This window comes from Gordonia sp. NPDC003585 (assembly GCF_040610755.1).
GTDB lineage: Bacteria > Actinomycetota > Actinomycetes > Mycobacteriales > Mycobacteriaceae > Gordonia.
The window spans coordinates 1-26,325 of the sequence record NZ_JBEXMX010000037.1 but is presented as its reverse complement, the minus strand read 5'-3'; the positions used below and the strand labels follow the sequence as shown (position 1 = coordinate 26,325).

Here is a 26,325-nt window from a genome sequence, read left to right as displayed (position 1 = left end):
TGACATGAGTGGTGAACTTCGCATCGACAATGTCGTCACGTCCGGCACGTTCTCGCTCGACGGCGGGACGTGGGACGTCGACAACAACATCTGGCTGATCGGCGACGACGACGAGGTGGTGATCATCGACGCGGCGCATTCCGCCGCGCCGATCCTGGCCGGCGTGGGTGATCGCACCGTCAAGGCGATCGTGCTGACCCACGGGCACAACGACCACATCACCGTCGCCCCTGAGCTTTCCGAGCAGACGGGTGCACCGATCCTGCTGCACCCCGGTGACGACATGCTGTGGAACGACACGCATCCCGACGTCGAGCATGGCGATCTCGAAGACGGACAAGAGATCTCGGTGGCCGGAACCGGTCTCAAGGTGATCAACACTCCCGGGCACTCACCGGGGTCGTCGGTGATCTACGTGCCGGAGGCCGGTGTCCTCTTCTCCGGCGACACCCTGTTCTCCGGCGGCCCGGGCGCGACGGGACGCAGCTACTCCAGCTTCCCGACGATCATCGCGTCCATCCAGGAGAAGATCTTCACCCTCGACCCGGAGACCCAGGTCTACACCGGGCATGGCGACGGGACCACCGTCGGCACCGAGTCGCCGCATCTGGAGGAATGGATCAAGCGCGGCAGTTGAATCGAAAGGGCCGGTAGCCGACGCCTCTGAACTGCGGAATTCATCTGCTGGTTGAGTGGCGTCACGCGAGCTTGCGCCCTTCGATACGCTCGCAAGCTCGCTACTCAGGAACCGCCTGACGCGTATCGAAACCTGGCGAGCCGAGAATGTCGGTGACCACTAGGTTGCGCGCCTATTCTTGATCGGTGACACCACCGCCGACGCATCGCAGCACCGCGCAGAAGATGGCCCGGCTCGTGCCGCCTGCGCTGGTGGGATATCGAGCTGCGTGGCTGCGGACCGATGTGCTCGCCGGCGTGACGCTGGCGGCCGTGGCGATTCCGGAATGCATGGGCTACAGCTCGATCGCCCACGTCCCGATCGTCGCCGGTCTGTACTCGATCATCTTGCCGGCACTTGCCTTTGCGATTCTCGGCTCCTCCAAGTTGATGGTGGTGGGGGCGGATTCGGCGACTGCGGCCCTCCTTGCATCGGGCATCGCGGGGCTCGGTATCGCGGGTCTGGCACCCGACAGCCAACAGTGGCTGGCGTGGGCCGGTCTCATCGCCCTGGTCACCGCGGGCATGCTGGGGGTGGCGTGGCTGCTGAGGCTCGGGTTCCTCGGTGACTTCCTGTCGACGGCGGTACTCGTGGGCTTTCTCGCCGGCACCGGAATCACCGTCCTCACGGGTCAGGTCCCGGACATGCTCGGCATCGAGGGTTCGGAGGGTTCGCTCGTCGACCGGTGGTGGCAGATCCTTCGGCACCTCGGCGACATCGATCCGTGGTCGCTCGGTTTCGCGGTGGCGACACTGGCAATCATGGTGGGCGCGCGCCGGTTTGCGCCCAAGCTTCCGGCGGCGATCATCGTGGTCGTGGGGTCGATCGTGCTCGTCTCGGTGCTCGGCTGGTCCGACGATCTCGCCGTTGTAGGAGCCCTCGACGGCGGTCTGCCCCCACTGGGCCTCCCGGATGGCCTCGGATGGTCGGAGGTCCCCAAGGCGGCGACCGTCGCCATCGGCTGCGCGATCGTGATCTTGGCGCAAAGCGCCGCCACGGCACGAGGATTCGCCCAGCGGAACGGTGACGTTGCCGATGTCAACCGGGACATCTTCGGCCTTACCGGCGCGAATGCCCTTGCCGGTGTGTCGGGTACGTTCGTGGTCAACGGCAGTCCCACCAAGACGCAGATCCTCGAGGAGCAGCGCGCTCGGACGCAGGTCGCCAACATCACGATGGCTGGTGTGACGCTGCTCGTGGTGGTGTTCCTCGATTCGGCGCTGGCCAACCTCCCGCATGCGGTGCTGTCGTCGATCGTGTTCCTCATCGCCGTCAATTTGATCGATGTGCATGCGTTGAAACGGATCTGGCAGGTCCGGCGGATCGAGTTCGGTATCGCGATCGTCACGGCAGTGGTCGTGATCGCGTTCGGTGTGCAAACTGGCATCATCACGGCGATGGGGGTCTCACTGCTCGAGATCATCCGCCGCCAGTATCGACCGGAGCGGTTCGTGGTCGGCGTCAGCGACCACGGCCGCAACCGCCGATACCAACCGGCGGAGCCGGGATTGCAGTCGCTACCCGGTCTGATCGTGTTCCGGTACGACGCGGACCTGTTCTACGCCAACGCAAGTCGATTCGCCGACGACGTCAGTGCGCTGGTTCGCCAGGCCCCGGACCCGTTGCGCTGGCTGGTGCTCGACTGCACGGTGATCGGCGACGTCGACTACTCGGCGTCGACGGTGCTGAGCAACCTGATCAAGTTCGTGCATTCCCGCAACGCCCATTTCGTGCTGGCCGGCGTCGACCCGGAACTCTCTGCGGCACTGCGCAGTGATGGCGTGCTCGCCGATCTCAACCCCGACCATGTGTATCCGACTGTTGGAGCTGCGGTGCGCGCGTTTGAGGAGGCGTTCCCCGAGGCTCTCGGCAGCTGAACAACCGCCCACGAAAGCGTTCTGCTCAGAGCAGAACCCGCAGCCACCCGAATGAGGGAGGCATACCATCGTGCACATGGCAGTCGACCATGCGCCGCAGCCCGAACCCCTCTGGCGGGAAGTGACCGGGCGCGTCCTGCGCCGTCATCGACATGAGCGTGGCGAGCGACTCGTGGAGACTGCCCGACGTGCCGGGGTGTCGAGCCAGTACCTCTCCGAGCTCGAACGTGGTCGCAAGGACGCGTCGTCAGAGTTGCTGATCGCCGTGGCAGGTGCCCTCGAATTGACCTTGCTGGACCTGACGCGGGAGGTCGCCGCCGAACTGAGCCGGGCGTCGTCGTTGGTCCCGGTCCGGCTGCGCTCCACCACGACGGTCGGCCCGAGGTATATGCCGCACAACGGTTTCCGCGGACCAGTTGCGCTTGCCGCGTGATCCCACCCGATGGCTGAGGTGTGAGGAGCGCAAGCGACGAGCCTCGAAGCCCTGGTGACCGTCGTTACTTGGTCGCCGAATTGCCTTGTCTTGCCGAGCCCTTCGAGGCTCTCGGCTAGCGCCTCGAGCACCTCAGGGAGCGGAAGGGATCCCGCGCCTTTGGAGCGGGAGTGGAAGAGATCACCCTTTGGAGCGGGAGCGGTCGATGACCCGCGACGTCAGGTCCGCGCCAGCGGCGCACGCGCGTCGATGATCTGGTCGGCGAGGCCGTAGGCGACGATCTCGTCAGCACGCAGAACCCGATCACGATCGGTGTCACGCCGCAGGGTTTCGAGATCCTGACCGGTGTGATGACTGAGCGCGGTCTCGATCTCCGCGCGGATGCGCAGGATCTCTTCGGCGGCCAAGATCAGATCGGGAATGGTGCCTCGCCCCTGACCCGACGGTTGGTGGAGCAGAACCCGCGCATGTGGCAGCACCGACCGACGCCCGGGTTCGCCGGCGGCCAGTAGCAGCGCTGTCGACGACAACGCCTGTCCCACACAGGTGGTCGCGATCGGTGCGTGGCAGTACTGCATGGTGTCGTAGAGCGCAAAGGTCGCGGTCACCGACCCTCCTGGCGAATTGATGTACAGCTCGATGGGCGTCTCGGGGTTGTCGGAGTCGAGATGCAGGATCTGGGCGATCAGCGCGTTGGCCACCCCGTCGTCGATCTCGGTTCCCAAGTACAGGATTCGATCATCGAGCAGCCGGCTGTAGACATCCATCACCCGCTCGCCCTGCGGAGTCCGGGTGATGACATTCGGGATGGTGTAGGTGCTCATGCGGTTTTCACCCCAAATCCGGTGGGAGCTGTTGCGCGCGGGCGTATCTGGGCGAGGTTGTCGACGATGTGATCGACGAAGCCGTACTCGACGGACTCGGCGGCGGTGAACACGTGATCGCGCAGCGAGTCGTCGAAGATGCGCTCGAGCGGTTGGCCGGTCTGATCGGCGATGATGCCGAGCACCGTGTCGCGGACGTGCCGTAGGTCGTCGGCCTGTAGTTCGATGTCGGGCGCGAACCCGCCGATCCCTGCCGATCCTTGATGCAGAAGCACTTTGGCGTGCGGGAGGATGTACCGCTTGCCTCGGGTCCCCGTGCAGAGCAGGAATTGTCCGGCGCTGTAGGCCATGCCGAGGTTGACGGTGACGACGTCGTTCGGGATCAACCGCATGGTGTCCATGATGGCGAGCATCGCGGGCACCGATCCGCCGGGCGAGTTGATCCAGAGCGAGATGTCGGCGACCGGGTCCTCGGCGGAGAGCATCACCATCTGCGCGCACAGCAGACTGCCGATCTCGTCGTCGAGTGCGGTGTCGAGCATCAGGATGCGTTGATTGATCAGATTGTCGGCTGTGCGTTTCCGCAGGACATGCGGTCGTGTGTCACTCATGTGCCCAGCGTGGATCGCGCAGCCGGCGACTGCGCGCAGGTGCTGCTCTGAGCGGTCGAGTGCTGCTGTCGGCGGAGCGGCGTATCGTGCGGCCTATCGACGAGGGAGGCTCTCGGTGAATCTGGACGACGTCGTCCTCGCGTCGGCGAGTGTTGCACAGGACCGGTCGCGACTGCGCAAAACCGGGGTGCTCGCCGAGCTGTTGTCTGCTGCCGGCGCTGCCGAACTCCCGGTAGTGGTGGCCTGGCTGTCGGGCGAGATACCGCAGGGACGGCTGGGGGTCGGGTGGCGTTCGATCGCCAAGCTCGACGCCACCCCGGGCGACGCGCCGACGCTCACGGTGACAGAGGTCGACGCGGCGCTGACCGCACTGGCGACGGCGACCGGCGCCGGCTCGGCGGGGCGCCGCACAGAGACCTTGCGCGGGCTGATGTCGGCCGCCACCGAGTCCGAACAGAGATTCCTCATCGCGCTTCTGACCGGGGAACTTCGGCAGGGCGCGCTGGCGGGTGTGATGACCGATGCCATCGCCAAGGCGTCACACCAACCCCTTGCGCTTGTCCGTCGGGCCCACATGCTGACCGGATCGCTGCCGGCGACCGCCGGTCTCGCTGTTCTCGGTGGTGCCGACGCGTTGGCCGGGGTAACTCTGCAGGTGGGTCGCGGAGTGCAACCGATGCTGGCGACACCCGCCGAGAACCTCGACGACGCGCTCGCTGTGCTCGGCACCGACGTCGTGGTCGACTACAAACTCGACGGTGCCCGGGTGCAGGTTCATCGGCAGGGTTCCGACATCAAGGTCTTCACCCGTACGCTGCACGACGTGACGGAGCGGGTTCCCGACATCGTCGCCGTCGTGGCCGAATTATCTTGTGAATCAGTCATTCTCGATGGTGAGACGCTGACCCTGGATGTTGACGGTCGGCCCCGTCCGTTCCAGGAGACGATGAGCCGCTTCGGATCCGGATTCGCCGACGGCGCAGAGGCCGACGTGCAACGTGTGCTGCGGCCGTTCTTCTTCGACTGTCTGCACCTCGACGGTGCCGACCTCATCGACCGCCCACTGTCAGAACGGCTCGCCGCCATCGACTCGATCGCGCCCGCGCTGCGCATTCCGTCGGTGACCGCACCGACTCCCGACGAGGCACGCACCCACTTCGACGCGGCACTTGCCGACGGGCACGAAGGCGTGATGGTGAAGTCGCTGTCGGGAACCTACACTGCGGGCCGACGCGGTAAGGCGTGGCAGAAGGTGAAGCCGGTCCACACCTTCGACCTCGTCGTCCTTGCCGCGGAGTGGGGCTCGGGCAGGCGGCGCGGCTGGTTGTCGAATCTCCATCTGGGAGCGCGAGATTCAGCGAGTCCAGACACCCCGATCATGGTGGGCAAGACCTTCAAAGGACTGACCGACGAGCTGTTGCGTTGGCAGACAGAGGAATTCCCACGACACGAAATCCGACGGGACGATCACACCGTCTATCTTCGGCCGGAGATCGTCGTCGAGATCGAACTCGATGGCGTGCAACGCAGTTCGCGCTATCCGGGCGGGGTGGCGCTGCGCTTCGCGCGGGTGGTGCGGTATCGCCCGGACAAGACCGCTGATCAAGCGGACACGATCGAGACGATTCGGGGGTTGCTCAAATGATCAACTGGAGAGGCTCTGACACGAAGGGCTAGGAGTCCAATCCCGCTGACCTGCGGAAATGCGTCAGTGTCCTGCCCGCAAAATCTAGGGGAAGAAACTTCTTCCCCCAAGTTCCAAGTCCTCCCCGCGAAAATTGGTGGGGAGGACTCCAAGGATAGGGGAAGAAACTTCTTCCCCTAGATTTTGCGCGAGCCGTGATACCCGAACCGGGCGCTCAGTTCGGCGGCCGACCGCATGATGCTGTCGGCGAGGTCGGGGGCGTCGTCGGGGTCGAGGCGATAGCGCGGGCCGGAGACGCTCAGTGCAGACACCACGCGGCCGGCCTGGTCGCGCACGGGCGCGGCGACGGCGACGAGTCCCACCTCCAACTCCTCTTCGGCGATGGCCCAGCCGCGTTCGGTGATGGTCGCGAGGTCGGTCACCAGGGCGTCGAAATCGGTGATGGTGTGCTCGGTGTACTGCGGCAGTTTCCGTGGCAGCGTCTTGCGCAGTTCCGCTGCGGTCAGGGCGCTGAGCAACACCTTGCCCGACGACGTGGCGTGCGCCGGCGACGACTGTCCGACCCACGTCTGCAACGCGACGCTGGACGACCCCTGCGCCTCCACCACGTTGATCGCTTGCGGGCCGCCGAGCACCGCCAGGTTGGTCGTCTCCCCGGTCGTCATCGCCAGGGCGTCGCAGATGTCCTGACCGTGCCGCGCCAAGTCGAGCGTGGCCGTGGTGGACCCGGCGAGACGCACCACCGTGAATCCGATGCGGTACTTGCGGCTACCGGACAACTGCTCGACAAACCCGCGGGACTCGAGCGACGCCAGCAGGCGCGACACAGTCGATTTGTGTACGCCCAGCTCGACGGACAGCTCGGTGACGCCTGCCGAGCCGGCGCGTCCGATCAGTTCGAGCAACTGCAGCGCGCGGTCAACCGATTGGACGGCGCCGCCTGCGGACTTCTCGGAATCGGACGCATCAGACATGGCGAGACCCACACTACCGCGCCGGTTGACGAAGCCCGGGACCACGACCGGTTCGCTCATCGGCGGATGCGTTTCATCTCCGGATCCACCACCGGATCGGCCACGACGGTCGCACGGTAGGTGGTCTCCAGGTAGGCGACGTGGACCTCGGTTCCGTCGGAGACGTCCGACGGCAGCCATGCGAAGGCGAGACAGGCCCCGACAGTCGGCGACCAGCCCGCACTGGTCACATAGCCGACGACGTCGTCGCCGAAGGAGACCGGCTCCTTGCCCAGCACGACGGCGGCTGGATCGGCGAGACGCAGGGTGCGTAGCTGCGACGTCGAATCACGCTGCGGAAGTGCCTCTTTCCCGATGAAGGTGTCCTTCGACATGCGGACGGCGAAGTCGAGTCCGGCGGCCGACGGAGTGTGTTCGATGGTCATGTCGGTACCCGCCGAACGGTAGCCCTTCTCGATCCGCAAGCTGTTGAACGCGATTCGGCCGGCCGCGATGATGCCGTGCGGCGCACCGGCGTCGAAGATCAGATCCCACAGTGCGCGGCCGTATTCGGCCGACGTGTAGATCTCCCAACCCAGTTCGCCGACGTAGGACACCCGCATCAGCGTGACCGGAATCGACCCGATGGTGGTCGCGGCCGATCGGAAGTAGCGCAATCCGTCGTTGGTGAGATCGAGCGGTGTCAGCGGACCCAGCACATCGCGAGCCAGCGGTCCCCACAGTCCGATACAGCAGGTGGCTCCGGTGATGTCGCGCAGGGAGACCGAACCGTCGTCGGGAAGATGGCGGCTGATCCAGTCGAAGTCGGTGGGACCGTTTGCGCCGACCTGGAAGGTCTGTTCACGAAGGCGCGCGACGGTCAGATCGGAACGCACACCACCCTTCTCGTCGAGCATCAGCGTGTACGTCACCGAACCGACCGACTTGTCGAGGTTGTTGGTGGTCAACCGTTGCAGCAGGTCGAGCGCGCCGGGTCCCGAGAGTTCGTAACGGGTCAGCGGCGTCATGTCGTAGGCGGCGACGTGACTGCGCGTCCACGCGGCCTCGGCCACCGCGATCGGCGACCAGTGTCGCGCCGACCACGCGTCCCGCGCGGGGATCTCCAGGCCATCTGCGATCAGCGAATCCAGCAGCGCACCGTTGGATTCGAACCAGGCCGGGCGCTCCCACAGACCTGCCTCCCAGAACTGGGCACCGAGCGCGACCTGACGTTCGTAGAACGGACTGGTACGCACCTGCCGTGGCGCCTGGCGCTGGTCGTGCGGATGGATGACGTCGTACACCTCGACGAACGACTGGGAACTCGTCGTCAGGATGAAGTCGTCGGTGAGCGCGGCATCCTCGAAGCGGTACAGGTCGGTCTCGTGGACGTCGATGCCGGGCGTGCCGTCGATCATCCACTCGGCCATGGTCCGTGCGACGCCCGCCGAGTGGGTGACCCACACCGCCTCGGCGACCCAGAACCCCGACAGCTCACGGTGTTCGCCCATGACCGAGTGGCCGTCGGGGGTGAAGGAGAAGATGCCGTTGAAACCCTCCTCGACCTTGCCGTCGCCCAATTCGGGCAGCAGCGCCGCGCTCTGCAGCCACGCTTCCTCGAAATCGCCTGGCGTGAAAGCAAGTTTGGACGGCATCTCGTCGAGTGAGATCACCGCGTCGTAGTCGAGTGCACCGACGTCGGACGGCATCGGTCGGTGACCGTAGTAACCGATGCCGAGGCGATCGCCGTGCTCGCGGAAGTAGAGATCCTGGTCCTGGTGACGCAGGATCGGCAGCGACGCCTCGGCGAGCGGGGAGTTCACGCCCGCTCGGGAGGCGACCGGGGTGGTGATCGCGTACTGATGGGCCATCGGGACCAGCGGGATCGTCAGACCCACGCGCCGGCCGAACTCGCGGCCCCAGAATCCGGTGCAGCACACCACGATGTCGGCGTCGACGATGCCGGTGGTGGTGCGCACGCCACGAACGGCGCCGTTGGACTCGACCACCTCGACGACGTCTTGATGCGGTAGGAATCGGGCACCGCGAGCCATCGCCCGAGTGGCCTGTGCCTCGACGGCCCGCAGCGCCTTGGCCAGCCCGTCGCGGGGCGTGTGCAGGCCGCCGAGGATGGTGTCGGGGTCGATGAGCGGATGCAGCGCAACGCATTCCGCTGGATCGAGCAACTCGTGTTCGACGCCTCGCGAAGCCGCCCAACCGGCCTTGCGATGCAGGTCGGTCCAGCGTGCCTCGGTGGTGGCCACCTCCAGGCCGCCCACATGGTTGAAGCACCAGCCGTCCGGATGCTCCAGGGACGAGAACTTCTCGAGCGTGTAGGAGGCAAGCTCGGTCATGGTCTTCGACGGGTTGGTGGCGAAGACGAGGCCGGGGGCGTGAGAGGTCGAACCGCCGGTGGCGAACAGAGGACCGCGATCGAGGACGGTCACGTCCGTCCACCCGCGGGCGGTCAGTTCGTCGGCCAGTGACGACCCGACGATGCCGGCGCCGACGATGACGACTTTCGGTGTGGTCATGAGGAATCCTTCTGGGGGATCGGGATCAACTGAAGACGGGATCAACTGAAGACGGGATCAACTGAAGACGACGGTGCTGGTGCCGTTCATGAGGACGCGACGCTCGGCGTGCCAGCGCACCGCGCGGGACAGGGCAAGTGCCTCGGCATCGCTTCCGACAGTTGCCAGTCGCCGCGGGTCGTGTGTGTGATCGATGCGGATCACTTCCTGCTCGATGATCGGTCCTTCGTCGAGATCCGGTGTCACGTAATGCGCGGTGGCGCCGACGTACTTGACGCCGCGTTCATGTGCCTGGTGATAGGGCTTGGCGCCCTTGAATCCCGGGAGGAACGAATGGTGAATGTTGATTGCTCTTCCGCGTAGCGCCGAGCAGGTCTCGTCGGACAGGATCTGCATGTATCGGGCCAGCACCACCAGGTCGGCGTCGTATCGATCGACCAGGCTCAGCATCTCGGTCTCCGCGCTCGACTTGGTATCCGGTGCGACGGGTATGTGGTGGAACGGGAGGCCTGCGGATTCGGCCATCGGGGCGAGCTCGGTGTGATTGGATACCACCCCGACCAGCTCGCCACCGAGAGTGCCTGCGCGCCAGCGGAAGATGAGATCATTGAGGCAGTGCCCGAGGGTGGACACCATCACCAGGATGCGCTGCGGACTGTTGTCGCTGACCTCGTAGGTGGCGTCGAGCCCGGTCGCGAGGTAGTCGAAGGCGGCGGCGAGTTCCGCGCCGGTGGAGGTGCGCGCTGACGTGAATTCGGTTCGCACGAACAGGGTGTGGGTCACCGGGTCGTCAAACTGCCGGTGATCGATCACCTCGCAGCCGTGGCTGTAGAGAAAGGAACTGATGGCATGCATGATCCCGGCGCGGGACGGGCAGCGCAGTGTCAGTGTGAACACGTGAGACATGGTCAACTCCCGGGCGTCGGTAGTGGATGGACATACTCGTGGGCGGCGTCGACGAGCCACGCGGCGAGGTGCTCGGCAAACGAGCTGCGCACATAGAGCACAAACCGTTCGTGGTCTTCGCTGCGATGCAGAATGACTCCGGTCTGGGCGATCAGGGTCTGCGCCACCTCGTCGGGAGCGAAAGAGCGGGGAGACAGGTCGATGGAGCAACCGTGAGCGAGAATCGTTCTCGCATGAGCGCCGCCGAGTTCGACGCGTGTTCGCTGGCCCGAGACGTCGGCGACATAGCAGCTCGCTCCGGCACGACGCTCCACCTCGGCGAGCCACTCTGATGATGTCCGGTGTGTCGACGTCAACAGCCACTCGTCGGGCCCGAGCCACACAGCGGTTTCCGATCCGCGGCGATCACGTGTGATGCGGCAGACCCCGGGAAGTCCGAGCCGACTGATCGCCTCAGCGTCGTCGGTGCGCACACTGACTTGCGCGCAAGGGGTTTCGGCCAGCAGTACCGCCGGGGCGTGCGACGCGAACCGGTCGGCCCACGCGGTCAGCGGGGTGGCCATGGTGAGTTCATCCATCGCGGCGTTCTCCTTGCGCATCGACGAAAACTGTTGAGGTGACCTCGACTTCGCACAAGACATCGCCAATGGGGACGTCGAGGCGCTCACCGATCAAGGCCGATCCACCCTGGAGGAGTGCGAGCGCGAACGGTCTTCCCAGTTCGGCGCTCTGGTAGCTCGACGTGACGTGACCCAGCATCGGAATCGGCGGTGGCGGCAATCTGCGGTCGTCGGAGTAGCCGATGATCTGCGACCCCTCCGGTAGCCGCGTGACCCGGTCGGTGGGGAGCAATCCGACGAGCTGCTTGCGGCGAGGGTCGTGGTTGGACGCGCGGGCGAACGAGCGCTTGCCGATGAAGTCGGGCTTGCGCTTCGACACCACCCAGGACATCCCGAGATCGTGCGGGCTGACCGTTCCATCGGTGTCTTGCCCGATGATCGGATAGCCCTTCTCGGCGCGCAGGACGTGCATCGTCTCGGTGCCGTATGGCGTGATCCCATGCGGCTCACCGGCGGTGATGAGTGCGTCCCACACGGCCCTGGCGTGGCCGGCATCCACGTTGACCTCGAAGGCGAGCTCGCCGGAGAAACTGATCCGAGCGATGCGAACGGGAACGCGACCGAAAGTGGTGTCGCGCCAGCCCATGAACTCGAAGGCGTCGTTGCTGACATCGAGCTCCGCGAAGACGGTCCCGACGACGTCGCGCGAACGAGGACCGACGACGGGGAAGGTGGCGACCTGGTCGGTCAGTGAGGTGGTGAAGACACGCAGGTGCGGCCATTCGGTTTGATGCCATTCCTCCATCCAGTCGAGGATGGCGGCCGCGTTTCCGGTGGTCGTGTAGACGGTGTAGCGATCGTCGGCGGCGCGGAGCACGGTACCGTCGTCGCGCACCATCCCGTCGGGGCCGCACATCACGCCGTAGCGGACCTTGCCGACGGCCAGACTGCTCATCATGTTGGCGTAGAGCAGGTCCAGGAAGACGCCGGCATCGGGCCCGGCGACGTCGATGACACCCAGGGTGGAGCCGTCGAGGATGCCGACTCCGCTTCGGACAGCGGCACATTCGCGCAGCACCGCGGAATCCATATCCTCCCCGCCGCGCGGATAGTAGCGGGGCCGCTTCCACTGACCGACGTCCTCGAAGACTGCACCCCGGTCGACATGCCACTCATGAACAGGTGTTCGGCGCACCGGATCGTAGAGCTCGCCGCGCGCACGACCGGCGAGAGCGGCGAAAGACACCGGCGTGTACGGCGGTCGGAAGGTGGTGGTTCCCGCATCTCCGACGGGGATGCCGAGGAGTTCCGCGACGATACCCGAGGCGAGGACGCCCGATGTCTTGCCCTGGTCGTGTCCGGTCCCGATGGTGGTGTAGCGCTTCACATGCTCAACCGAACGCATACCGGCACCGATCGCGCGTGCGATGTCGGCGACGGTGGCGTCACGCTGCAGGTCGACGAACGACGTGGTCGCGGCGTCCGGATCTCCCGGGACGCGCCAGCAGACAGCGGTGGCCGCAGGGGTCCGTTCGTCGACGCGGGGGACCCCACGGAACTCGGGGAGCACCGTGCCCAACGAGAGCAGGGTTGCCAGCGCACCGCGCCGCCCGTCGGCGAGGCAACCCTGGACCGTAAGTAGACCCGCTGCAGCCCCGACGATCTCGGTGTTCGGTACAGATCCAGTGGGGACGAAGGCACCCAAGTGCTCGTCGAAGTCGATGGCACCACGCAGCTGGCTCCACAGGTGCGCGGCCGGATTCCATCCACCGCTGACCAGGATCGTGTCGCAGTCGATGGTGAAGGACGCCTCGATTCCAGAGCCGGTGACATTCGGCCCGCTCGCTCCGCTCCCGGCGCCGGTGACATTCGGCCCGCTCGCTCCGCTCCCGGCGCCGGTGATCTCTGCGCCGACCACAGCATCGTCGCCGATGGCACGACGCGCCACGGCGTCGGTGTGCAGCGGAATACCGAGTCGCCGCGCGGTTTCCACGAGATCGGCCGACACGACCGGCCGCACGTCGACGATGGCCGGCACCTCGACCCCGGCTTCGGCGAGCGCGAACGCAGCGTCGTAGGCGGAATCGCATGCGGTGAACACAACGGCGCGACCGCCGACCAGCACACCGTGCCGGCGGAGGTGGTCGAGAGCCGAACCGGCCAGCATCACGCCGGGAAGGTCGTTGTCGGCGAACACGATCGGACGCTCGTGCGAACCCGTGGCAACGATGATGCGTCGAGCCCGGATTCGGTGCACCCTCTGCCGGGACAGATGCGTCGGCGCATCGACACCGAAGTGGTCTGTGCGTCGTTCGACAGCGAGGACGAATCCGTCCTCGTAGCCACCGAATGCAGTGGTACGGACAAGTCGGCGCGTCTCGGGGAACGCGTCGAACTCCGCCACGGCGTGCTCGACCCACGGTGCCCACGGGGTGGCCCCGCCGGGTTCGGCCCGATCATCGACGAGTAACACCTCGAGGCCCGCGCGAGCCGAGATGAGTGCAGCCATCAAACCCGCTGCGCCCGCACCGATGACGAGGACGTCCGGATGGTGGTGCAGGGCATCGTAGCGGGCGTTGTCGGGATCGGCGGAGAGCTTGCCCCGACCCGGCACGCCGTGCGCCACGAGACCCGGACACAACTCGACCGTCGTGGCAGGAACCATCGGTTCGGCAAAAGGTGCGTCGATGCCGACCTGCGCTGTCGGGTCCTCGGCCCACGATCCGGTGATGCCACGCGGGCGGCCGAGGTTCACACTGGTGGTGACGGGGCGAATCCCGTTGGCCAGCAGCGCCGATGCCAGGGTGTCGCCTGCGTACCCGGTGTAGGTGGTGCCGTCGAAGACGAAGTCGATCGGACGGTCACGGTCAATACGGCCGCCGCTCGCGGTACGTAACCGGTTGCTCATCGGTTCACCTCGCGCGATGGGAGGGGATGGCCGGTGACTGCGTACGACACGGTGTCTCGCTCGATGGTGAACCACTGCCGGCATCCGGCGCTGTGGCACCACCGTTCACGCAGCACACCTTTGGGATTGGGGCGGAAGAACAGGTAGTGCGCCCAGGCCGTGTCGTCGAGCCCAGCGGGTTCGGCCGGATAGGCGATGCCCGCGGCCGCGCCGTAATGGAACTCGGTCTCCTCGCGTGGTCCGCAGTGCGGGCAGGGGATCATCTGCATGGCTGGTTGTCTCCGTTGGGGATCAGTGTGCGACGGCGGCTGCGCCGTGTTCGTCGATGAGTGCGCCGGTGACGAAACGGTCGAGGGTGAAAGGTGCGTTGATGCCGTGTGGCCGACCGGTGGCGACGGTGTGCGCCATGCACCAGCCCACACCAGGGGTGGCCTTGAATCCGCCTGTTCCCCAGCCACAATTGAGGTACACGTTGTCGAAGGGGGTGGCGCCGACGATCGGAGATGCATCGGGTGTGACGTCGACGATGCCACCCCAGGTCCGCAGGAGCCGGGCCCGGCCGAAGATGGGGAACAACTCGACGGCGGCCGCCATCTGACGTTCGATGATGTGGAAGGCGCCGCGCTGGCCGTAGCCGTTGTACGAGTCCACGCCCGCTCCCATGACCAGCTCGCCCTTGTGTGCCTGGGACACATAGACATGAACCGCGTTGGACATGACGACCGTCGGGTGGACGGGTTCGAGCAGTTCGGAAACCAACGCCTGCAATGGGTGGCTCTGTACGGGGACCGGGATGCCGAGTTGGTCGGTGAGTGTCGACGTGTGCCCGGCGGCGCACAGGGCGACGGTACCCGCTCCGATGCGCCCGAGGCTGGTCTCGACCGCGGTGACGCGCCCGCCGTCGGTGACGAACCCGGTGACCTCGCAGTTCTGGATGATGTCGACACCGGCCTCGCTCGCGCGGCGAGCGAATCCCCAAGCGACATAGTCGTGCTTGGCGATACCACCACGTGGCTGGAAGGTCGCGCCCAGCACGGGGTAGCGGATGTCCTGCGAGGTGTTGACGATCGGACACACCTCGGCGACCTGCTTGGGATCGAGCCACTGCGCGTCGATTCCGTTGAGGCGGTTGGCTTCCACGCGTCGGACGCTATCGCGGACGTCCTGCTCGGTGTGCGCGAGATTGAGAACTCCGCGCTGGCTGAACAGGATCGGGTAGCCCAGTTCCTCCTCGAGTGTCTCCCACAGCTTCAGCGAGTGCTCGTAGATGCCGGCGCTCTCGTCCCACAGGTAGTTGGACCGGATGAGCGTCGTGTTGCGGGCCATGTTGCCGCCGGCCAGCCAACCACGTTCCAGCACTGCGACGTTGGTGATTCCGTGGTTGCGCGCCAAGTAGTGCGCGGTCGCGAGCCCGTGTCCTCCGCCGCCGACGATGACAACGTCGTAGGAGGGTTTGGGGTCGGGGTTGCGCCACAGGTGGCCGGGATGTTCGGGCTGTTGCATCGTCGTCCTTTTCACAAGTCGATCTCTCATCAGAAGTCGATCTCGACCGGGGAGAGTGGTTCGGAGCAGCAGAGCAGGATCTTGCCCTGTGAGATCTCACGGGCGCGGATTCCGCCCTGATGATTCATGACGACATCGCCGGACAACTTGACCACCTTGCACGATCCGCACAGACCCATGCCGCACGTCGACGGCAGGGTGACACCTGCCGCGGCCGCCGCGGCGAGGATCGTGGTGCCTGGAGTCACGGTGATACGTCGTGCGCGGCGGGTGAAGTCGACGACGACTCCGGCGTCGTCGTCCGGCGGCACGGTGGGCATCCGGCTGCCGAAACTCTCCTCGTGGATGAGTGCGAGGTCGCCCCCGGCCGCAACGAGTGCGGAGCGGACGCCGCTGCGGAACTGTCCTGGTCCACAGAGGAATACGATGCGATCGGCAAGCTCGGGGCAGACACGTTCGATCATCGCGCGATCGACGCGGCCGCGATGACCGGTCCATTCCGGGAGCTCGTCGTCGGGCATGCGGGTGGCGGCGAACGCGAGAGTGAGGTTGGGATGCCGCTGGGCGAGGTCTTCGAGTTCGTCGCGGAACGGGATGTCGTCGACACTGCGCGCGCTGTGGACGAAGACGATGTCGGTGGGAGCGTTGGCGTCGGTGATGGCACGAACCATCGACATCACCGGTGTGATCCCGCTGCCCGCGGAGATGAAGAGGTACTTCTCGGCAGGACGGGCAGTGTAGGTGAACCGGCCCAGGGGGCCGCTGGCCGCGATCACCATCCCCGGTGCCATGTTGTCGTGCAGCCAGTTCGAGACATGGCCACCGGCAACACGTTTGACGGAGATGGACAGGGTACCCGGCCGCGTCGGCGGTGATGAGATGCTGTAGCAGCGCTGGACCGAACGTCCGTCGATGTCGAGGGTGAACGACAAGAACTGTCCCGGCTCGAAGGCAATCGTCTGCGAATCCTCCTCGCCGCCTTCCCCGTCCGCGATGTGTGGGAGAACCCGGAAAGTGAAGGTCGCCATCTCTCGGGTGGTGTCGCTGCGATCGACACAGGCAAGGAGATGATCGGTGGGTCGTGGCTTGTTCCCATTCGGCCCGCTCGCTTCGCTCCCGGCGCCGGTGACATTCGGCCCGCTCGCTTCGCTCCCGGCGCCGGTCACGCGGTCTGCCCCGTTGGCGCTGCAATGGAGGGTATTCCGAGGTTGGTGCGCAAAGTGGTGATGTACCAGTTGACGAATGCCTCGACCTGGAACTCGGACGGACCGTAGGGACCAGGCTCGTAGGCGGGGCTGCGGATGCCCTGCTGGGCAAGCGCAACGAGGTCGGCATCCTGCTGGTTGGTGATCTCCCACACGGAGGTCAGGCGATCGAGGTCGTAGTCGATGCCTTCCACCGCGTCGGCGTGCACCAGCCAGGTGGTGCGCACGACGGTCTTGTCCGCGGCGAGCGGGATCGCCGAGAACAGCACAGCGTGGTCACTCGTGACGTGCAACCACATGTTGGGCTGCAGGTGCATCGACAGCCGCCCGAGGCGCTTTTCTTCCATGTCGGTCAGCAGACGTGTACAGGCCGCCGTGCCATCGAGTGTGAACGACTCTCCGGCGAGGTCCATGGCATCACGCTCGATGTGGAAACCCGTTGTGCGCGTGTCCAGCTGCTCGATGCGAGGGTGAGGAAGGCCGTAGGAATCCCACACCTCTCTCGCCTCCGCGGTGGCCTTCCGGTAGCGAGCGAAGACGGGTTCGAGTCGCGCGGGGATTGCGTCGTCAGTGCTGTAACCCCATGTCGGGAAGAAGACGTTGAGCAGTTCCGGATGCCCCGCGCAGTGGTAGCACTCACGGTTGTTCTCCATCGTGAGTTTCCAATTGCCGTCTTCGACGAGGTCGGTCTGCGTTGCGACCTTCGCCTCGGCGAGACGGTGCGGGGCAAGGTACGGCTCGACGATCTCGGCGACATCATCGATGTCGGTGGGCGGGTCCGCAGCCAGGCAGATGAAGATGAGGCCGGCGATCGATCGTACGTGGACCGAACGCAATGTGTAGCAGGACTTCTGGAAGCCCGGTGCCTGGGCCTCGGCGAACATCAGCCGGCCGTCCATCCCATAGGTCCAGGAGTGGTAGGTGCATACGATTGTGCCGGTCGAGCCACTCGGCTCGGTGAGCAGTCGGGCCCCGCGGTGACGACACACGTTGTGGTGCGCCTTGATTCGGCCGTCGTCGTCGCGGGCGATGATGACCGAACGGGTGCCGAAGTCGATGGTCACGTAGTCGCCCGGCTCGCGGATCTCGGCCTCGGTGGCGACGAAGATCCAGCGTTTGGAGAACACCTCGTCGAGATCGAGCGTGAAGAACTCGTCGTCGACGTAGAAGGGCGCAGGCAGACTCTGCCCGACGACCCGGTCGCGGATGAGGCGCTGGGTGGCTGGTGTGACGCTGCTGTCTGCACTCGAGACGAGGTGAGGGGTCATCGTGACAGCGGGTACCAATCTCTGTGACGGATGTTCGTGATTGACGGTGATCGGATCGGCGGCGGTCCGACACGGGTAAGTTGCGTCATATGCAACATAGAGCGGTGTACGCAACAAGTGTGCGATCCGTGAGGTCACGTGTCAAGTGGGGCGTGCGAAGTGTCGCCGGTGCCGAATCGGAGAACGCGAGTGCTGGTGTTTGTGCAGCCCCGAAACGTGGTGAGTCTGCGTTGTCGTCTCACCGATTCGCCCGGGAAACTAGGGGACGAAGATTCGTCCCCTACCCTTGGTGTCTTCCCCCAGAAATTACTCGCGGAGGACTGTGAACCCCGGGGAAGAAAGTTCTTCCCCTAGATTTTTCGGCAGGACGCTGACGCATTTCCCCAGTTCACAGCGTCGCTCACCGAATCTCTCGAGTCAGCGTTGCTACGTCGGCGATCGTGGAGGTGGGAAGAGCGTGGTTGCCGAGGGCGACGCATTCAGATCGCGACCCGTCGGATGGCTGTACACCTCAACCCGACCACATGCATTGTGACTCGGCGCGCCTCCCAGGTACGGATTTCCGCAGTTCGCGCGGCGGTCACCAAGCTCGTCGGATCAGCTCAGCGGGAGTTGCGCGACGAACGGAGTCGTCGGACTGGCGGACCCGCCGGGCGGTTCGACGGTGAAGGCGAGCGCTGTCGCCGATTGCAGGTTCGGGATGACCGCGGTGGTGACCGGTTGGACGTCCTTCTCGGTCATGGTGCCGGCCGATCGTGCACCTTCGGGGCCGACCAGCCACATCTGGTACACGGTGCCGGGTTTGGGCGGTGGGACCGAATTCATGACCAGGACACCGGAATCAGTGCTGTGCGAGAAGTAGACGGTTGCGGTTCCGGTGGCGACAGCGCCGGCGGAGGACTGGACATCCTTGGCGGCGAACACCTGCTCGGGCCCGGGTGGCGGCGCGTCGTCGTCGGTCATCGAGTACCCGATCGCCCAGCCGACCGCACCGACCGCGATGGCGACCACCGCGGCTGCAGCCGAATAGATGATCCGTCGGCGCCGATTCGGCAGTGACACCACGTTCGACGTCTCGCTGGTCGCGGTTTCGTCACCCTCGGTCACCGACGAGAGGATTCGGTCGCGGAGCGTCGACGGAGGTGCGGTCGCGGTGACCGAACTGACCGAGGCCATCGCCTCCCTGGTGGCGCGGACCTGGCGCGCGAACTCGTCGCGCGTCGCGGGTGAGGCGTCGGCCAGTTGTGCTTCGACCTCGCGGAGCTCGTCGTCGGACAGCGCGTTGAGTCCGACCACGGGTGCTAGTTCGAGGAGCTCGTCGTCAGACATCACGATCTCCCAGACAGCGTCGCAGCCGGGTGAGACCGTCGCGAATGCGGCTCTTGACCGTCGGCAGCGCGACCGCGAGCCGCTCGGCGACCTCCCGATAGGTGAGTCCCTGGTAGTAGGCGAGGTCGACGGACTGGCGCTGCGTGTCGGTCAGCGAGTCCAGGCACCCCAGGACCGCCTCGGTGGTCTCGGCCGACCCGGCCGCCTCGCTCACCGTGTCGAAGGTGGATTCGTAGTTCTCCGCGCCATAGCGCGCCTCGCGCGCGGAACTGGCGGTCTCGCTGCGAACCCGGTCGACCGCGCGACGGTGCGCCAGGGTGAGAAGCCACGACAGCGGGGACCCGGCGTCGGGGGAGTAGGAATCCGCGGTGCGCCAGACCTGCAGAAACACCTCTTGGGTGGTCTCCTCGCTGTATCCGGGGTCGCGCAGTACGCGCAGTACCATTCCGTACACCCGGTCGCTCGTGGCGTCGTAGAAGTCCGCGAATGCCGCCTGATCCCGGGCCGCGACCCGCGCGAGCAGCCCGGCAAGCCTCGCCACCTCGGTGGAGGACTGTGCGGTCACGCGAGCGGGCCGAATCTCAACGCGGTCATCGAGGGTCACATTAGTGCGCCCGCCCGAGGCGCTCAACAACGCGGGCGCGCCGACGACGCTCGAGAACAGACCCGGCGCGAGAATCATGGCGCTGCCGTGACCTTGCGCGGCGGCCGAGGCAAGAAGTACGACGTGCGTGCCTGGTACTCGGGATAGCCCGGTCGCTTGCTCATCGACTGCTCGAGGAGCCGTGCGCCGGTCGCGTACACGAGGAAGTACGTCATTGCGATCGGTGAGAGCAGGGTGAGCACGCCCGGCCACACCGACGCGGCGATGATCCACATGCCCCACCAGACGCACGCGTCGCCGAAGTAGTTGGGGTGGCGGGTCCACGACCACAGCCCGCGGTCCATGATGACGCCCTTGTTGGCGGGGTCGGATTTGAACCGCCGCAACTGCGCGTCGCCGATCGCCTCGAAACCGAACCCGCCGACCCAGAGCAGGGTCCCGACGACGGTCAGGACCGTGGCCAGGGTTCCGCCAGATCCCAGTACCGCCGACACCTGGATCGGCAACGAGACAAACCATTGCGATGCGCCCTGTGTCGCGAAGATCTTGCGCGCCACGATCCCGAGGCCGTTGCCGCCGGCTACATTCGGCCCGCTCGCTGCGCTCCCGGCGCCGGCCAAATTCGGCCCGCTCGCTGCGCTCCCGGCGCCGGCACGTTCGAGTAGCGCGGTATAGCGCGGGTCCTCGCCCCTACCGCGGGACTTGACGTGCATGTGCCAGGACAGGCGCAACCCCCAGACGGAGGTCAGGATCGCCAGCAGCCAGCGACGGGTGGCGTCGCCGTCGCCGATCGCCACCGCAAGCCAGGCGACGCCGACGAAACCGAGTCCCCAGACGACGTCGACGACGTTGTAGCGACCGATGCGATGGCCGATCAGCATCGCCACACCCTGGATCACCGTCAGCAGCAGGAGTGCGGCGACGGTGACAACGACGAACCCTGACCACCCGGACATCAGGACGGCTCCCGGGTGAAGACCAGTTGGTACACGTCGAGGTAACCGGCGCGGAATCCGGCCTCGGAGTAGGCGAGATAGAACTGCCACATGCGCAGGAACGTCTGGTCGAAGCCGAGCCGCGTGACCTCGTCGCTGTGGGCGAGAAAGCGCTCGCGCCACAGCCGCAGGGTCTCCGCATAGTGCGGGCCGAGCGAGATCCCATGGGTGAGACCAAGTTCCGTGTGACGACGCACGACGGCGCGCAAGGCTGGCACGGAAGTCAACTGGCCACCGGGGAAGATGTACTTGTGGATCCAGGTGTGCGTGTTGCGGGAGGCCATCATGCGGTCGTGCGGCATGGTGATCGCCTGGATGGCCACCCGACCACCCGGGGCGAGCACCGAATCGATGGTGGAAAAATATGTGGACCAATACTTTTCGCCAACGGCCTCGATCATCTCCACAGAGACCACCGCGTCGTAGCTGCCCTGCACATGGCGGTAGTCGAGGAGATCGATCTGCACCCGCTCGGACAAGCCGGCCGCGGCGACGCGGCGACGCGCGAGGTCGCGCTGTTCACTCGACAGGGTCACCGATCGCACGGTGGCACCACGTTGGGCGGCACGGATGCACAGTTCGCCCCAGCCGGTGCCGATCTCGAGGACGCGGGAGCCGGGCCCGACGCCCGCCAGGTCGAGGAGCCGATCGATCTTGCGGCGCTGCGCATCCGCGAGATCCGCCCACGCGGGCGGTGATTCGGGCGAGAGCTGGTCGAAGACGGCGCTGGAGTAGGTCATCGTCTCGTCAAGGAAGGTGGCGAACATCTCGTTGGAGAGGTCGTAGTGCCGCGCGATGTTGCTGCGCGTATTGGCGGTCGTGTTCTCCTCTGCCGCAGGATGTCTCGGCAACACCAGGGAGCGCAGTGGCTGCAGTGCGCGAGGAACCAGCCGGGCCGCACGGGTGGCGAATGGCGTCAGGACGCCGACCAGGTCGTCGGTGCTCCAATCGCCGGCCATGAACGCCTCGCCGAAACCGATCAGACCACCGGAGCCGAGCCGGCGCCAGAACTCGTCGGGCCTGCGCACGATCATCCGCGGCTGCAACTCGTCGGCGCGTCGTCCGCCGAGCGATCCGTCGGGATACTCTACGCGGATGTCGAGGGCATTTACATTGCGTCGGAACAGCATTGCGGCCGCGCGCGCTCGCACGCGCGACGAGATGCCGCCGGGAAGGGAGGCGACGTCCGGCCAGCGCGCGGCGTCGACGGATGGGGTCGGGTTGCCGCCGTGATTCTGGGTGGGGGTGCTCATCGGTTGACCTCCTCGAGGTGGACGGTGGTGGTTTCAGGATGTGTCGGCCGCGACGCGACGGGCAGCCGCCGCAACCAGAGTCGTATGCCGTGCAGTCGAATTCGTGCCGAGACCGCCAGCGGCGCGAGCGGCATTCGCAGCTGGGCGGCGACGATCGCCCGGCGGGTGGCCGGCGTCGCGCGACCGCGCAGAGTCGCGACGAACGGTCCCTGGCCCTCGCGGTGCAAGGTCACCGAGATCGACACCCGGCCCGACGCATCGGGTTCGGGGAGCGACAGCGTGTAATGCCCGTCGACCGGATGGAACGGCGACACGTAGAAACGCTTGTCGACGGTTGCGCGCCCGGCGGTGTCGGTGGCGACGATGTAGCAGTGTCGCTGGCCGTAGGTGTTGTGCACTTCGGCGACCACATAGGCGAGCGAACCGTCGGCGTGATGACACCAGAAGACGCTCAGCGGATTGAACACATGCGCGGCGACGCGCGCCGCGAGCAACGCGGTCACCCGGCCATCCACCGGCTCGACACCCGCGTCACGCACGTGACGGTCGAGCCGATCACGCAGGGACGCACCGGGAGTCGGTGGTTCGGGGAAGTGATCGTCGGGGACGAAGCGGGCAAATGGACGCAGATGGCGCGGCAGCTGCGGCAAGTCGTCGATGTCGACGAACCAGGTGTAACTGCGGTAGGTGAAGGCGTGCCGGATCGGCGTCCGACGAGTGTGGCCGATCGTGCACGGAACCAGCGAAGGCTTGATCAGGGAGGTCATCACATTGGGCCCGCTCGCTTCGCTCCCGGCGCCGGTCGTCACATTGGGCCCGCTCGCTTCGCTCCCGGCGCCCGTCATGCCATCACCCGACGATCCGTGTGCGGACCCCAGGTCACGCCCAGTCGAGCGGCGGCACGTGCGCCGGAGGCGGCGCCGTCCTCGTGGAAGCCCCAACCGTGATAGGCCCCCGCGAACACGATGGTGTCGGAGTCGATCTGGGGGAGAAGTGCCTGAGCAGCGACGGATTCGGTGGTGTACAGCGGATGCTCGTAGGTCATCTGCGCGCGAATCTGAGTGGGGTCGATCAGATCGGTACGGCCCAGGGTGACGAGCATCCGCGGGTCTGTCGTCGGCAACCGCATCAGTCGCGTCAGGTCGTAGGTCACCGCGACCTCGTCGCCGTCGGAACGGATCTGGTAGTTCCACGACGCCCAGGCCCGACGCGCGCGGGGCATGAGCGATGTATCCGTGTGCAGCGCAGCCGGTTTGGACAGGTAGGTGATGTCGCCGAGAACCTTGCGCCGTAGCGGGGTCGCGTCGGCGAGCATGCCCAGCGCCTGGTGCGGGTGAGTTGCGATCACCACCGCGTCGAACCTCGACGGGCCCGCGCCGTCGTCGGCGGTCACCTCGACCCCACCGTCGGACTCGGTGACGCGGGTGACCGGTGCGTTGGTGCGGACGTCGCCGCCGCGCGAGCCGATCTCGTCGGCGACGGCGGACACGTAGCTGATCGACCCGCCGACCACCGTCCGCCACTGCGGCGAACCGAACACCGAGAGCATGCCGTGGTGGTCGAGGAAGGTGAACAGGTAGCGCGCCGGATAGCGGGCCGCAGCCGACTCGTCGCACGACCACACGGCAGCAACCAGCGGGTTCAGGAAGTTGTCGCGAAAGTACGTCGAGAAGCCCTGTTGCTCGGCGAACTCGGCGAGCGCGATGTCGCGGCCGGAGTCGTCGGGCTCGTCGAGCAGCGTTCGCGCCGCCCGATGGAACCGCTTCACCTCCGCGAGCATGAGCACATACCGTGGCCGGGTCAGGTTCCGCGCGGTGGGGAACAGGCCCGACACACCGAGCGCGCCGGCGTACTCCAGGCCGGTGATCCTCGACGACACCGACATCGACATGTCGGTCGGCTGGGTCGCGACGCGGAGTTCATCGAACAGCCGCAGCAGGGTCGGGTAGGTGCGGTCGTTGTGGACGATGAAGCCGGAGTCCACCGGGACCGTCGCGCCCGACGGCATCGTCACCGCGTGGGTGTGGGCATGACCGCCGAGCCGGTCGTCGGACTCGTAGAGGGTGACGCGAGCGGTCGAGGACAGGACATGTGCCGCCGTCAGACCCGCGACGCCGCTGCCGATGACGGCGATCGATCGTGGGCCGGGCTCACCGGTGAGTGTCATGCCCGGTATTCGGACCCCGAACCCCTGGTGGATGGGTGATCGGAGTCACGGAATCCAGCCATTTCGGCGTGGGTACCGCGCCCGCAGATGACTGTAGAGATAGGTGCTGACGAGCAGGGCGGCGGCGCTCGCGACCGCGGGCCAGAGGAAGTCGTTGTCGATCGAGGAGCGGATCGACGCGACCGCCCAGCCGATCGCGAGGAGCACGAGGGCGATGGTGGCGAGGATCCGGACGACCAGGGTGAGCGTGGTCAGGATCGCCCAGGCAACCTCGCGTCCCCGTCCCGGTCCTGCCATGTCCTCAGCATATCGACGCCTGGGAGACGTTTCCGGGGGAGAATGCGGGCATGCGAACAATTCTGAACGTGATCTGGCTGATCCTGTGCGGTATCTGGCTGGCCATTGGCTATGTGCTGGCCGGCATCGTGTGCTTCATCCTGATCATCACGATCCCGTTCGGGATCGCGTCCTTCCGGATGGCGAACTACGCACTCTGGCCGTTCGGGCGCACTGTCGTGCGCAAGCCCGGTGCCGGTGCGATGTCGCTGATCGGCAACATCATCTGGATCGTCGTGGCCGGCTGGTGGCTCGCCATCGCCCACATCACGGCCGGAATCCTGATGTGCATCACCATCATCGGGATTCCGCTGGGGATCGCCAGCTTCAAGATGGTGCCGATCTCGCTGTTGCCCCTCGGCGCGGAGATCGTGCCCTCCGACTCGCCCGAGGCCGCCTACCGCTGATCGCTGCGTCGACCGAGACGTGCGAGGAGCCGGGTCTGACGGTCGGCGTCGTCGGGGATCTCGATGCGTTCACACACGCCCTCGCTGTAGAGGGCGTCGCCGAATCCGTCGGCGGCGCTCTCCATCTGCGCGAGTTCGTCGTCGGTGAATCGAAGGTCGAGCCCTGCTGCGGACGCGACATCCCAGCGGTGGGCGATCATGTCGAATCCGTAGAAGCGCAGAAGTGTTTCGCCGACGGTCGTCGGGCCGAAGTGGCCGTCGAAGGTCAACTCGGCGACCTGCGGGTCGGCCAGGGCGCTCTCGACCTTCTCGCGATGTGTTCGCCAGGCCGCCGCGGGATCGTCGAGGTCGGGCGCCGCACCGAGGTCGACGTCGTGGCCGCCGAAGAAGTCTCGCTGCGTGCCGATCACGTGGCCGACGACGTCGCGGACGGTCCAGCCCGGGCACGGCGACGCGGCCGCCCACGCGTCGGCGTCGACGGTGTCGAGGATGGCGCCGAAACCGGTCGCGAGTTCGGCGTACTGGTCGGCGATGGTTGGTGTGGTGTCAGTGGAAGTGGTCATGATGTCAGTCAACAGCGAACAAGGCGGTCCGGGATTGAACATTCGCGACAGATCGGGGCGAGACGGCCTCGACGACGTCGAACGAGCACATCTCGTCGACCCCGCCGACACGTCGTTCCAGATCGGCCGTTGGGGTCCGACGCCCGACCTGGCCGAGGTGATCCGCCGATTCTGGGTGCCGGTCTGGTCGGTGCCGGCCGGCGCCGAAGCACCGCAGAGGGTCTTGCAGTATCCCGTCTGTCTCATGGTGGTGAGCAACGAGTACGCCCGGTTCTACGGAGTGGCGACCGGTCTGAGTGAGACGACGCTGAGCGGCCAGGGTTGGGCGGTCGGTGTGATGCTCACGCCGGCGGCCGGTGGACTGGTGCTCGACGGTCCGGTCGACGAGTGGACGGACCGATACGCCGAACTGTCGGAGGTGTTCGGTGCGCGAGGCGCCGAACTCGCGGACCGTGTGCGCGCGACGATGGCCACCGAACCGAGCGCCGAGAGTACGCAGCGCGCAGCGACCGGCGTGGTCGAGGACTGGTTGCGTCCGATCCTCCCACTCGACGACGACGGGCGGCTGATCAACGAGATCGTCGACTACGTGGAGAACGATTCGTCGGTGGTCGCGATCGGTCAGATCTGTGCGCGATTCCATCTCACCGAACGAAGTCTGCAACGGTTGACCCGACGCCGACTGGGGTTGACGCCGAAGTGGCTGATCCAGCGTCGACGCCTGCACGAGGCGGCCGGCCGGCTCCGCGCGGCCGACGGCACGCTGGC

25 protein-coding genes are annotated in these 26,325 nt (G+C 66.3%); 6 read left to right on the top strand and 19 right to left on the bottom strand.

What is annotated here, in order from left to right; all coding sequences use genetic code 11:
- Positions 1 to 4 precede the first annotated feature (4 nt).
- The 3 genes from ABZW74_RS12265 to ABZW74_RS12255 all read left to right on the top strand — a co-directional run bounded on the left by ABZW74_RS12265 (position 5) and on the right by ABZW74_RS12255 (position 2,986).
- Complete coding sequence (locus tag ABZW74_RS12265) at positions 5 to 637, top strand: MBL fold metallo-hydrolase (RefSeq protein WP_355276481.1); 633 nt, start codon at positions 5 to 7, stop codon at positions 635 to 637.
- Between the two features lie 224 nt (positions 638 to 861).
- Positions 862 to 2,553 carry a SulP family inorganic anion transporter gene (locus ABZW74_RS12260; protein ID WP_240857476.1) on the top strand — a complete coding sequence of 564 codons (1,692 nt, stop codon included), beginning with the start codon at positions 862 to 864 and terminating at the stop codon, positions 2,551 to 2,553.
- A gap of 76 nt (positions 2,554 to 2,629) precedes the next feature.
- Complete coding sequence (locus tag ABZW74_RS12255; RefSeq protein ID WP_355276479.1) at positions 2,630 to 2,986, top strand: helix-turn-helix transcriptional regulator; 357 nt, start codon at positions 2,630 to 2,632, stop codon at positions 2,984 to 2,986.
- A 218-nt stretch (positions 2,987 to 3,204) separates the two neighbouring features.
- Here ABZW74_RS12255 and ABZW74_RS12250 read toward each other — a convergent pair whose 3' ends face one another.
- Positions 3,205 to 3,810, bottom strand: coding sequence for an ATP-dependent Clp protease proteolytic subunit (locus ABZW74_RS12250; RefSeq protein WP_240857440.1), 606 nt, complete (start codon positions 3,808 to 3,810; stop codon positions 3,205 to 3,207).
- A complete protein-coding gene (locus ABZW74_RS12245; RefSeq protein ID WP_355276477.1) occupies positions 3,807 to 4,421 on the bottom strand; it encodes an ATP-dependent Clp protease proteolytic subunit in 615 nt (204 codons plus the stop codon). Before ABZW74_RS12245 ends, ABZW74_RS12250 begins: the two co-directional genes overlap by 4 nt.
- Before the next feature lie 115 nt (positions 4,422 to 4,536).
- On the opposite strand from ABZW74_RS12245, the gene ABZW74_RS12240 reads away from it, so the two are divergent.
- Complete coding sequence (locus ABZW74_RS12240) at positions 4,537 to 6,066, top strand: ATP-dependent DNA ligase (protein ID WP_355276475.1); 1,530 nt, start codon at positions 4,537 to 4,539, stop codon at positions 6,064 to 6,066.
- A 176-nt stretch (positions 6,067 to 6,242) separates the two neighbouring features.
- Here the strand turns inward: ABZW74_RS12240 and ABZW74_RS12235 are convergent, their stop codons facing one another.
- From ABZW74_RS12235 to ABZW74_RS12160, 16 genes are all read right to left on the bottom strand, one after another.
- Positions 6,243 to 7,040, bottom strand: a complete 798-nt coding sequence (locus ABZW74_RS12235; protein WP_355276520.1) for an IclR family transcriptional regulator — start codon at positions 7,038 to 7,040, stop codon at positions 6,243 to 6,245.
- Between the two features lie 56 nt (positions 7,041 to 7,096).
- Positions 7,097 to 9,553 carry an FAD-dependent oxidoreductase gene (locus tag ABZW74_RS12230; protein WP_355276473.1) on the bottom strand — a complete coding sequence of 819 codons (2,457 nt, stop codon included), beginning with the start codon at positions 9,551 to 9,553 and terminating at the stop codon, positions 7,097 to 7,099.
- A 57-nt stretch (positions 9,554 to 9,610) separates the two neighbouring features.
- Positions 9,611 to 10,459, bottom strand: coding sequence for a formyltetrahydrofolate deformylase (gene purU, locus ABZW74_RS12225; protein WP_355276471.1), 849 nt, complete (start codon positions 10,457 to 10,459; stop codon positions 9,611 to 9,613).
- 2 nt (positions 10,460 to 10,461) lie between these two features.
- Positions 10,462 to 11,037, bottom strand: a complete 576-nt coding sequence (locus ABZW74_RS12220) for a sarcosine oxidase subunit gamma family protein (RefSeq protein ID WP_355276469.1) — start codon at positions 11,035 to 11,037, stop codon at positions 10,462 to 10,464.
- On the bottom strand, positions 11,030 to 13,927 hold the full coding sequence (locus tag ABZW74_RS12215; RefSeq protein ID WP_355276467.1) for an FAD-dependent oxidoreductase: 2,898 nt from the start codon (positions 13,925 to 13,927) through the stop codon (positions 11,030 to 11,032). Before ABZW74_RS12215 ends, ABZW74_RS12220 begins: the two co-directional genes overlap by 8 nt.
- Positions 13,924 to 14,196 (bottom strand): sarcosine oxidase subunit delta, encoded by a 273-nt coding sequence (locus ABZW74_RS12210; RefSeq protein WP_355276465.1) that lies wholly within the window; start codon positions 14,194 to 14,196, stop codon positions 13,924 to 13,926. The genes ABZW74_RS12215 and ABZW74_RS12210 overlap by 4 nt, the downstream gene beginning before the upstream one ends.
- A 22-nt stretch (positions 14,197 to 14,218) precedes the next feature.
- Complete coding sequence (locus ABZW74_RS12205; protein ID WP_355276463.1) at positions 14,219 to 15,430, bottom strand: sarcosine oxidase subunit beta family protein; 1,212 nt, start codon at positions 15,428 to 15,430, stop codon at positions 14,219 to 14,221.
- 29 nt (positions 15,431 to 15,459) lie between these two features.
- Positions 15,460 to 16,458, bottom strand: a complete 999-nt coding sequence (locus ABZW74_RS12200; protein ID WP_240857474.1) for a hybrid-cluster NAD(P)-dependent oxidoreductase — start codon at positions 16,456 to 16,458, stop codon at positions 15,460 to 15,462.
- A 134-nt stretch (positions 16,459 to 16,592) separates the two neighbouring features.
- Entirely contained in the window at positions 16,593 to 17,903 is a 1,311-nt protein-coding gene (locus tag ABZW74_RS12195) for an aromatic ring-hydroxylating dioxygenase subunit alpha (RefSeq protein WP_355276461.1), read from the bottom strand.
- Between the two features lie 597 nt (positions 17,904 to 18,500).
- On the bottom strand, positions 18,501 to 19,232 hold the full coding sequence (locus tag ABZW74_RS12190; protein WP_355276459.1) for an anti-sigma factor: 732 nt from the start codon (positions 19,230 to 19,232) through the stop codon (positions 18,501 to 18,503).
- Complete coding sequence (sigK, locus tag ABZW74_RS12185; RefSeq protein WP_240857429.1) at positions 19,225 to 19,914, bottom strand: ECF RNA polymerase sigma factor SigK; 690 nt, start codon at positions 19,912 to 19,914, stop codon at positions 19,225 to 19,227. Before sigK ends, ABZW74_RS12190 begins: the two co-directional genes overlap by 8 nt.
- A complete protein-coding gene (locus ABZW74_RS12180) occupies positions 19,911 to 20,792 on the bottom strand; it encodes a DUF1295 domain-containing protein (RefSeq protein ID WP_355276457.1) in 882 nt (293 codons plus the stop codon). Before ABZW74_RS12180 ends, sigK begins: the two co-directional genes overlap by 4 nt.
- Positions 20,792 to 22,084, bottom strand: a complete 1,293-nt coding sequence (locus tag ABZW74_RS12175) for a cyclopropane-fatty-acyl-phospholipid synthase family protein (protein WP_355276455.1) — start codon at positions 22,082 to 22,084, stop codon at positions 20,792 to 20,794. Before ABZW74_RS12175 ends, ABZW74_RS12180 begins: the two co-directional genes overlap by 1 nt.
- On the bottom strand, positions 22,081 to 22,851 hold the full coding sequence (locus ABZW74_RS12170; RefSeq protein ID WP_355276518.1) for a DUF1365 domain-containing protein: 771 nt from the start codon (positions 22,849 to 22,851) through the stop codon (positions 22,081 to 22,083). Before ABZW74_RS12170 ends, ABZW74_RS12175 begins: the two co-directional genes overlap by 4 nt.
- Positions 22,852 to 22,925: 74 nt before the next feature.
- Positions 22,926 to 24,251: an FAD-dependent oxidoreductase gene (locus tag ABZW74_RS12165; protein WP_355276453.1), complete on the bottom strand. Its 1,326-nt coding sequence runs from the start codon at positions 24,249 to 24,251 to the stop codon at positions 22,926 to 22,928.
- 45 nt (positions 24,252 to 24,296) lie between these two features.
- Positions 24,297 to 24,548, bottom strand: a complete 252-nt coding sequence (locus ABZW74_RS12160) for a hypothetical protein (protein ID WP_355276451.1) — start codon at positions 24,546 to 24,548, stop codon at positions 24,297 to 24,299.
- A gap of 50 nt (positions 24,549 to 24,598) precedes the next feature.
- Between ABZW74_RS12160 and ABZW74_RS12155 the strand changes: the two genes are divergently transcribed.
- Positions 24,599 to 24,994, top strand: coding sequence for a YccF domain-containing protein (locus ABZW74_RS12155; RefSeq protein ID WP_240857423.1), 396 nt, complete (start codon positions 24,599 to 24,601; stop codon positions 24,992 to 24,994).
- Here the strand turns inward: ABZW74_RS12155 and ABZW74_RS12150 are convergent.
- The gene (locus ABZW74_RS12150) at positions 24,985 to 25,557 is read right to left on the bottom strand and encodes a TIGR03086 family metal-binding protein (protein WP_355276449.1); all 573 of its coding nucleotides are present in this window, start codon (positions 25,555 to 25,557) and stop codon (positions 24,985 to 24,987) included. The genes ABZW74_RS12155 and ABZW74_RS12150 overlap by 10 nt on opposite strands.
- Here ABZW74_RS12150 and ABZW74_RS12145 point away from each other — a divergent pair.
- Positions 25,556 to 26,325 (top strand): helix-turn-helix domain-containing protein (locus ABZW74_RS12145; protein ID WP_355276447.1); only part of this gene is annotated, 770 nt, incomplete at its 3' end. The genes ABZW74_RS12150 and ABZW74_RS12145 overlap by 2 nt on opposite strands.

What these genes read in the sequence shown, in the direction of transcription:
- ABZW74_RS12265 (WP_355276481.1), top strand. Translation starts at nt 5, where the DNA reads ATGAGTGGTGAACTTCGCATCGACAATGTCGTCACGTCCGGCACGTTC.
- ABZW74_RS12260 (WP_240857476.1), top strand. Translation starts at nt 862, where the DNA reads ATGGCCCGGCTCGTGCCGCCTGCGCTGGTGGGATATCGAGCTGCGTGG.
- ABZW74_RS12255 (WP_355276479.1), top strand. Translation starts at nt 2,630, where the DNA reads ATGGCAGTCGACCATGCGCCGCAGCCCGAACCCCTCTGGCGGGAAGTG.
- ABZW74_RS12250 (WP_240857440.1), bottom strand. Translation starts at nt 3,810, where the DNA reads ATGAGCACCTACACCATCCCGAATGTCATCACCCGGACTCCGCAGGGC.
- ABZW74_RS12245 (WP_355276477.1), bottom strand. Translation starts at nt 4,421, where the DNA reads ATGAGTGACACACGACCGCATGTCCTGCGGAAACGCACAGCCGACAAT.
- ABZW74_RS12235 (WP_355276520.1), bottom strand. Translation starts at nt 7,040, where the DNA reads ATGTCTGATGCGTCCGATTCCGAGAAGTCCGCAGGCGGCGCCGTCCAA.
- ABZW74_RS12230 (WP_355276473.1), bottom strand. Translation starts at nt 9,553, where the DNA reads ATGACCACACCGAAAGTCGTCATCGTCGGCGCCGGCATCGTCGGGTCG.
- purU (WP_355276471.1), bottom strand. Translation starts at nt 10,459, where the DNA reads ATGTCTCACGTGTTCACACTGACACTGCGCTGCCCGTCCCGCGCCGGG.
- ABZW74_RS12220 (WP_355276469.1), bottom strand. Translation starts at nt 11,037, where the DNA reads ATGGATGAACTCACCATGGCCACCCCGCTGACCGCGTGGGCCGACCGG.
- ABZW74_RS12215 (WP_355276467.1), bottom strand. Translation starts at nt 13,927, where the DNA reads ATGAGCAACCGGTTACGTACCGCGAGCGGCGGCCGTATTGACCGTGAC.
- ABZW74_RS12210 (WP_355276465.1), bottom strand. Translation starts at nt 14,196, where the DNA reads ATGCAGATGATCCCCTGCCCGCACTGCGGACCACGCGAGGAGACCGAG.
- ABZW74_RS12205 (WP_355276463.1), bottom strand. Translation starts at nt 15,430, where the DNA reads ATGCAACAGCCCGAACATCCCGGCCACCTGTGGCGCAACCCCGACCCC.
- ABZW74_RS12200 (WP_240857474.1), bottom strand. Translation starts at nt 16,458, where the DNA reads ATGGCGACCTTCACTTTCCGGGTTCTCCCACACATCGCGGACGGGGAA.
- ABZW74_RS12195 (WP_355276461.1), bottom strand. Translation starts at nt 17,903, where the DNA reads ATGACCCCTCACCTCGTCTCGAGTGCAGACAGCAGCGTCACACCAGCC.
- ABZW74_RS12190 (WP_355276459.1), bottom strand. Translation starts at nt 19,232, where the DNA reads ATGTCTGACGACGAGCTCCTCGAACTAGCACCCGTGGTCGGACTCAAC.
- sigK (WP_240857429.1), bottom strand. Translation starts at nt 19,914, where the DNA reads ATGATTCTCGCGCCGGGTCTGTTCTCGAGCGTCGTCGGCGCGCCCGCG.
- ABZW74_RS12180 (WP_355276457.1), bottom strand. Translation starts at nt 20,792, where the DNA reads ATGTCCGGGTGGTCAGGGTTCGTCGTTGTCACCGTCGCCGCACTCCTG.
- ABZW74_RS12175 (WP_355276455.1), bottom strand. Translation starts at nt 22,084, where the DNA reads ATGAGCACCCCCACCCAGAATCACGGCGGCAACCCGACCCCATCCGTC.
- ABZW74_RS12170 (WP_355276518.1), bottom strand. Translation starts at nt 22,851, where the DNA reads ATGACCTCCCTGATCAAGCCTTCGCTGGTTCCGTGCACGATCGGCCAC.
- ABZW74_RS12165 (WP_355276453.1), bottom strand. Translation starts at nt 24,251, where the DNA reads ATGACACTCACCGGTGAGCCCGGCCCACGATCGATCGCCGTCATCGGC.
- ABZW74_RS12160 (WP_355276451.1), bottom strand. Translation starts at nt 24,548, where the DNA reads ATGGCAGGACCGGGACGGGGACGCGAGGTTGCCTGGGCGATCCTGACC.
- ABZW74_RS12155 (WP_240857423.1), top strand. Translation starts at nt 24,599, where the DNA reads ATGCGAACAATTCTGAACGTGATCTGGCTGATCCTGTGCGGTATCTGG.
- ABZW74_RS12150 (WP_355276449.1), bottom strand. Translation starts at nt 25,557, where the DNA reads ATGACCACTTCCACTGACACCACACCAACCATCGCCGACCAGTACGCC.